Below are 6,676 nucleotides of genomic sequence, written 5' to 3' on the forward strand. Positions count from 1 at the left end.
GGATGTCCGGGCCCGGCCGTCTGCCGGTTGGGCCGAGGGGAGGCTGGGACGCAGGCCGGCGGCGTTCCCTTGCCGCGCTGCCGACCGCAGGCGGCCAGGGTGGCCACGGCGGCCGTCGCCACCGCGTCCGCACCGGTTTCCCCGCCCGCCCCGAGGGGAGCGTCGAGTTCCCCGGCGGCCACCCGGACCCGGCGGGCCCGACCGTGTCGCCTCCCGCCAACTCCCCGGAAGAAGGCCCCAACAGTGCGTTTCGCCGGCAAATACCGTCTCGTGCATACTCTTGTGGCAGAGGTACGGCGTTCCTGTTGGAACGCACTGACCAGGGGATATCCAGACATGGACACCGGTACACCGGCCATCGCCGGCCGCTTCGGCGCGCTGTTGCACAGTCTGCGGACGAGGGCCGGGCTGAGCCAGGAGGAGCTGGCGCACGCCGCGGGGGTGAGCGTGCGGGCGCTGTCGTACATGGAGCGCGGACACACCCGCGGTCCGCAGCGCCGCTCCGTGCGGGCGCTGGCCGCGGCCCTGGGCCTGGACGCGGCCGGCACCCGGGAGCTGGAGCGCACCGCGAGCCTGGGCCGCCCCCGCCCCGCCCCCGTGGCGGACCCCCTTCCACCCGCCGAATTACGGAACGCCGTCGCACCGGTCGGCGCACCCGATCTGCTGCCGCGCGCACCGCGCGGTTTCCACGGACGGGCGGCGGAACTCGCCGTCCTGTCCCGGGCCGCGGCGGGCGAGGCGCCCGTCTGCCTGGTCATCGGACCCGCCGGGGTCGGGAAGACGGCGCTCGTACTGCAATGGGCCCACCACAGCCGTGACGATTTTCCCGACGGGCGCCTCTACGCCGACCTCCGCGGGTTCGGCGACACGGGCGAGCCCGCCCTCATGGAGGTGCTGCGCGAGTTCCTGCCGGCGCTCGGTGTGCCGCTCCACAGGATCCCCGAGTCGGCCAACGGCGCGGCCGCGCTGTTCCGGTCGCTCGCCGCCGACCGCCGGCTCCTGGTGGTGCTCGACAACGCGCGTGACTCCGAGCAGGTCCGGCCGCTGCTGCCGGGCGGCCGCCACTGCGTCACCGTCGTCACCAGCAGACACCGGCTGCCGGGGCTGATCGTCACCGACACCGCCCGGCCCGTCGCCGTGGACGTCCTCGCACCGCAGGACGGCACGATGCTCCTCGCGACGGTACTCGGCACACAGCGGGTACGCGCGGAACCGGCGGCCGCGCGCCGACTGGCCGAACTGTGCGGGGGCCTGCCCCTCGCCCTGCGGGTGGCGGCTGCCCGGCTGGCACAACGCCCCGCCTGGTCACTGGGCGCGATGGCCGCCGAACTGTCCGACGAGACACGTCGGCTGAGTCTGCTGGACGTGGAGGACACCGGCGTACGCGCTGCCCTGCGGGTGACACTGCAACAGCTCCCGCCGCACGTCTCCCGCCAGTTCGCCCATCTCGGCCGCCACCCGGGCACACACATCGACCGGTATGCCGCCGCAGCCCTTGCGGGCACGGACCCGGCAGCGGCCGAGACCGCCCTGGAACGGCTGGCCGTCGCCCACCTCGTCACCGAGACGACACCCGGCCGCTGGACCATGCACGACCTCGTACGGCTCTATGCACGGAGTCTGAACACCGGGTCCGACGCGCTCAAGCGCGTGCTCGACCACTACATCGCCACGGGCCTCGCAGCGGTGGCGGCGGCCGAGCCCGGCAACGAGGACTGCTTCCCCATGCCCGCGGACCACCTCCCGCCCGCCGCCGTGCGGGAGTTCGGCGACCGGTCCGCCGCCGTGGCCTGGTACGCGGCCGAACGGGACGACCTCACCCAGGCGGTCGCGGCGGCACACGCCGCAGGACTGCACGACAGGACCTGGCGGATCGCCTTGACCCTGTGGCCGCTGATCGTGTGGCGCGTACGGGACGGCTGGGCCCCGCTCCTGGAAACCGCCCTCGAAGCGGCCCGCGCCGACACCGACGCCGACCGGCACGGAGAGCCACGGGTACTGAACGTCCTCGGCTGGGTACTGATCGAGGAAGGGCGCATCGCCGAGGCCCTCACCCATCTGGAGGCCGCCTCCGCGCTCGCCTCACGAGCAGGTGACGCGGCGGTCGAGGCGAACGTCCTGATCGTCCTGGCCATGGCACGAGCCGCGCTCGGCGGCCCGGACGAGGCGGCCACGGCGTGCGAGCGGGCCGTGGAGCTGGCCCGCAGGGCCGGCGACCGGACCATCGAGAGACTGGCCATGCAGCACCTCGCCCGCCACTGGGCCGACGCCGGGAAATGGCGCCGGGCCCTCGACACGGCGACCGAGGCTCTGACCTACGGCGACCGGCAGGGCACGGCCGACGTACCCCGGATCCTGCTGCTCATGGTGAGTGGAGAGGCGCTGCTCGGGCTCGGGCACGAGAGCGAGGGCATCGCACAACTCGACCTGGCGGCCCGCGAGGCGGAGTCGTCCGGCTACGAGGACGGCGCAGTACGAGCGCTGGGCGCGCTGCTGCGCGTATCGCCGAACGCGGGGCTCCAGGCACGATACGACGCCGCAGTCGCACGCGTTACGACGCGCGCATGAACCGCGGCCGCCAACAGGCCACGCACTGGGGGAGCGTGCGCGGGTGAGCGGACGTGGAACCCCGGCCGGCTCCCGCCCTCACCAAGGCGGCCAAGGACCTCGCGGACGGCAGCCACTTCACCCGAGCCTTCAAGAAGCACTTCGGTCAGACTCCCACCGAGTAAGCCCGTTCGACCGAAGCGGCTTCGCTCTCGCCCGAGCCGGCGCCCGTCGACCTGTCGACCCGTCGAGCCAGGAGCCGGCCGAAAGCGCATGAGCGCAGATGCGACCGCAGTTCGGCCGATGCGGCCTGCTCCGGCCCTCGCCGGACCTGGCGGAAGTACGCGTGACACCGCTTCGCCTGCCGGCGGCGAGCCGACGTGTGGCGGGGTCAGGTGCTGGTGTTGGTGATGGGGAAGAGGTTTTCGGCGCCGGTGAGTCTGAGCAGGCGTCGCAACTGGGGCTGTGGGTTGCGCAGGCTGATGTGGTGACCGCGTTCGCTCGCGGTGCGGCGGGCGTGGATGAGGGCGTTGAGGCCGGCTGAGTCACAGAAGGACAGTTCGGTGACGTCCACGACGATTTCGGCCGGCCCGTGTGCCTGGGGGATCGCCGCGTGAAGGGCGGCGATCAGCATGGGGGCCCGGTCGATGTCCAGTTCACCACCGACATGGACCACGACCTGCCGGCCACTGCCCTCCAGCCGCACGCCGGGGTCGTCGTCTTCTTGATCTCCCATACCGCCCAATATGCGACGGGCAGGGCCGCGGAGGCAGGGGCTGATCAAGTCCTTGAAACTTCTGTGTGCGTGGTGCAGTCGGTTGACCGGATCGGGTCAGCGACCGTACGTCTGGTGGCACAGGTCGGTGATCGCGGGGCCGGACTTCACCCAGTTGGCCTCCACGGGCACCCGCTTCGCAGGTCGAACGACGGGTAGACGCGGCAGCACGAGCGCCCTCCGGCCCACCCCCCCCACCAGGAGTCGATGACGTGCAGACCACTCCCAGCCCAGACGCCGCGCGCCGCTGGTCCACCGTCGCCCGCCAGTACGACGCCCCCGGCCACTGGCCCACACCGATTCCCGTCACCTTCCTCTACCGCCGCGCCGACCCGCTGTGCGTCCAAGCCATCTTTCACGGCCCCGGAGGCGACGACGTCGTCTGGAGGCTGGGACGGGACTTGCTGATCGCCGGCACCCGCGCCCTGACCGGCTCGGGAGACGTGGCCGTCTGGCCCGCATCCGCCGCCACGCCCAACAGCCTCGTGTGGCTGCGTTTGGGTCCTGAGGACGGACGCGCCCTCCTCAGTGTGGATCGGGCGCACTTGTCCGCCTGGCTGATGTCAACCTGCCTGCTGGTCCCGCCGGGAACCGAAGAAGAACACCTGGACTGGGCGTTGATGGACCAGCTTCTGGCCGGCCGGTGACATGGGGCTCGAACCTGTCGCAGGCACGGCGCGCCGGAGCAGGGCCCAGACGGGGGGTGGGACCGGCCAGTTAAGTACACCGTCATTCGGCACGCTCACGCTGTCACCGAGCAGTCGCCGTGTTCCTTTCCCGCCCGGGTCAGCGCCCTCCCCGCGTGAGGCGGGTCGACATCGTTGCCCCGCGGTCCCCGCGGCTTGACGCCGAATTCCGGCGAGGCGGCGCTGCTGCTCGGCGGAGAACCAGCCGAGGCCGTGGCGCCGTGCCGTCAGCCGGCGGGGCCTTCAGGCTCGCGTACTGCCGCTGCCGCTGCCGGTCCACGGTCCACCCGAGCGCGCGGGGATTCAGTCGGGCTCGATCGCGGCGAGGGCCGCCGCCCGCCGTTCCCGTGGAGACCTGCGAGCAGTTCATCCAGGGATTGCGGCAGTGCGGCAGGCGCCCCCCTCACGCTGCTCCCCATGCGGCCAGGAGCCTGCTGTGCAAGAGGCGGACGGCGGGCGAGTGCTCGTCGGGGCGCGTGACGAGGCCGAGCCTGGCGTGTGCGGCCGCGTCGGTGAGGGGGACGGCCCGCAGGCCGGCGCCCTGTGCCGAGGATGCGCTGAGCACGGCGACGCCCGCGCCGCGCTCGGCAAGGCGCAGCAGCGTTGCCGGGGAGCTGGCCTCCAGGTCCACCCGTGGGTCGAGGCCGAGCCGGCGGCAGGACTCGTCGTAGGCGGCGCGGATGCCGGTGCCCCGGGGCAGGCAGAGGATCTTCTCGTCCCGGAGGGCGGCGAGGGGCAGTTCCGCCTGGTCGAGGGCGTGGCCGTGCGCAACGACGGCCGCGATCGGCTCGTCGATGACGACGCTCGCCCGCAGGCCGTCGGCGGCCCGGCGCGTGTAGCCGATGAGGGCCAGGTCGAGGGAGCCGGAGAGGACTCGGGCCTGAAGGTCGTCGGAGTCGCCCTCGTGCAGGCTGAGTTCGATGCCGGGGTGGGTGCGGTTGAGGTCCGCGAGGGTGTCCAGGAAGGACGGGATCGAACAGCCTCTGATCATGCCGATCCGGATCCGGCCACGGACGGCGTCGGCGAACTCGGCGGCGGTGTGCCGGATGGTGTCCACAGTGGCGAGCGCGCTCTTCGCGAGGGGGAGGACGGCCTCGCCGACCGGGGTGAGGCGCACGTGGCGGCCGGAGCGGTCGAAGAGCCGCTGCCCCAGCTCGCGTTCCAACTTCGCCACCTGGGTGCTGATGCCGGACTGGCTGACGTGCAGGCGCTCGGCGGCGCTGGTGAAAGTGCCCTCGTCCACGACGGCGGTGAAGTAGCGCAGCTGATGCATCTCCATATCCACTGATGATAGATCCGATCGCATTCATCTGTTGGACGGATGGATGACGGGTGGGCAGCATGGAGTCATGACGACGAAGAGGACCGCACGAGAGCTTGCCGAGACCTATTTCCGTGCCTGGGAGGCGGGCGATTTCGAGACGCTGCGCGGGCTGCTGGCCGAAGACGTGGAGTTCGTCGGTGCGCTGGGAACGGCGCGCGGGACGGACGAGGCCTTGGCCGGGCTGCAAGGCCTCGGAAAGGTGCTGGAGAGGATCGACGTGAAGGTGCGCGTCGCGGAGGGCGACGAGGTGATCACCTGGTTCGACCTGTGCACCGTTGTCGCACCGCCCGCACCGACCGCGAACTGGATGCACGTGGCGGACGGGAAGATCGCCCGGATCCGGGTGACCTTCGACCCGCGCGGGCTGCTGGAGGGATTCGCGAAGTCGAGCTGAACGGGAGCGAGGACGCGCCTCTTTCCCGCTCCGACCGGCAGGAAGGGAGGCACACGCCTCGCAGTCGGGAACCCGAGCCGGGCGACTCGCCGCCGGCCGCCCTCAGGCGTTCAGGCCGGCTCGGCGGAGCGCCACCCGGGACAGGTCGCGAACGGCCTGCTCGTCACCCCGTCGCCACGCGTCGGCGAGACCCCCTTCCGGGACCGGGACGGCGGCCAGGTCCTTCACCGGCCCGGTCAGCGCCCGCAGGGCGAGGAGATCGGCGCCGCCGGGAGCGTCGAGAAGGCCGCGGATGCGGGCGCTGCGCCGGATCCAGCGCACGCGCGGGGGCAGCCAGATCGCCAGCACGAAGGCCACGGAGAGCGTGATCAGGGTGAACGCCGTCAGGTCGGCGACCCGGCCCACCACGTCCTGCATCGACTGCCCGGCATCGGACAGCCCGTTGCCGGCGTCGGCGGCCGACCGCAACGGCTTCTTCAGGACGTCGCCGATCAGAGGCACCCTGGACGCCGCGTCCCCCGCGTCGCCGAGGCCGGAGGCGAGGCTTCCGCTCGCGTCCTCCAACTTCCGCCCCGGCTCGGCCAGCAGCATGATCCCGTCATGGACGGCCAACGCGAACCACACCGCGACCGCCACCAGGACCACGGCCGTCAGATCGGCCACCACCTGGCGGATGAGGCGTGCTCGGGTCTGGGCGTAGAGGCGCATCGGATGCTCCTGTTCCGGCGGCAACAGCGGACGACGGGACGTGCCCGAACGGGCGGGGACCCGGACGGTGCCCCGGTCCTGGCGGACCCCCCGAATCTGCCCCGGATGCTCGGTGCCGATGTACACGGTGGCGCGGCGGCCCCGGAGGGCCGTCGCAGCACCGGGCGCCCGAGCAACCGAGTCGCCCGCCCTTCTGAATCAGCCGGAGGCCGCAATGCTCGACGAGTCGCTCCTCGACGCAC

General features: G+C 72.4%; 6 protein-coding genes. 3 read left to right on the top strand and 3 right to left on the bottom strand.

Going from position 1 to position 6,676, the window contains the following annotated elements:
• Window positions 1–336: 336 nt before the first annotated feature.
• Window positions 337–2,568, top strand: coding sequence for a helix-turn-helix domain-containing protein (locus AB0M92_RS38935; protein ID WP_366107130.1), 2,232 nt, complete (start codon window positions 337–339; stop codon window positions 2,566–2,568).
• 370 nt (window positions 2,569–2,938) lie between these two features.
• Here AB0M92_RS38935 and AB0M92_RS38940 read toward each other — a convergent pair whose 3' ends face one another.
• Window positions 2,939–3,283 (bottom strand): STAS domain-containing protein, encoded by a 345-nt coding sequence (locus tag AB0M92_RS38940; protein WP_366107131.1) that lies wholly within the window; start codon window positions 3,281–3,283, stop codon window positions 2,939–2,941.
• A gap of 251 nt (window positions 3,284–3,534) precedes the next feature.
• Here AB0M92_RS38940 and AB0M92_RS38945 point away from each other — a divergent pair, with 251 nt between their 5' ends.
• Window positions 3,535–3,969, top strand: a complete 435-nt coding sequence (locus tag AB0M92_RS38945; RefSeq protein WP_366107132.1) for an SsgA family sporulation/cell division regulator — start codon at window positions 3,535–3,537, stop codon at window positions 3,967–3,969.
• Between the two features lie 442 nt (window positions 3,970–4,411).
• On the opposite strand, the gene AB0M92_RS38950 is transcribed toward AB0M92_RS38945, so the two are convergent.
• Complete coding sequence (locus AB0M92_RS38950; protein WP_366107133.1) at window positions 4,412–5,287, bottom strand: LysR family transcriptional regulator; 876 nt, start codon at window positions 5,285–5,287, stop codon at window positions 4,412–4,414.
• A gap of 70 nt (window positions 5,288–5,357) precedes the next feature.
• Between AB0M92_RS38950 and AB0M92_RS38955 the strand changes: the two genes are divergently transcribed.
• Window positions 5,358–5,726 carry a nuclear transport factor 2 family protein gene (locus tag AB0M92_RS38955; protein WP_366107134.1) on the top strand — a complete coding sequence of 123 codons (369 nt, stop codon included), beginning with the start codon at window positions 5,358–5,360 and terminating at the stop codon, window positions 5,724–5,726.
• Window positions 5,727–5,828: 102 nt separating this feature from the next.
• On the opposite strand, the gene AB0M92_RS38960 is transcribed toward AB0M92_RS38955, so the two are convergent.
• Complete coding sequence (locus AB0M92_RS38960) at window positions 5,829–6,434, bottom strand: hypothetical protein (RefSeq protein WP_366107135.1); 606 nt, start codon at window positions 6,432–6,434, stop codon at window positions 5,829–5,831.
• Window positions 6,435–6,676: the final 242 nt, after the last annotated feature.

It is taken from the genome of Streptomyces sp. NPDC051582 (genome assembly GCF_040681715.1).
Classification (GTDB): Bacteria; Actinomycetota; Actinomycetes; order Streptomycetales; family Streptomycetaceae; genus Streptomyces.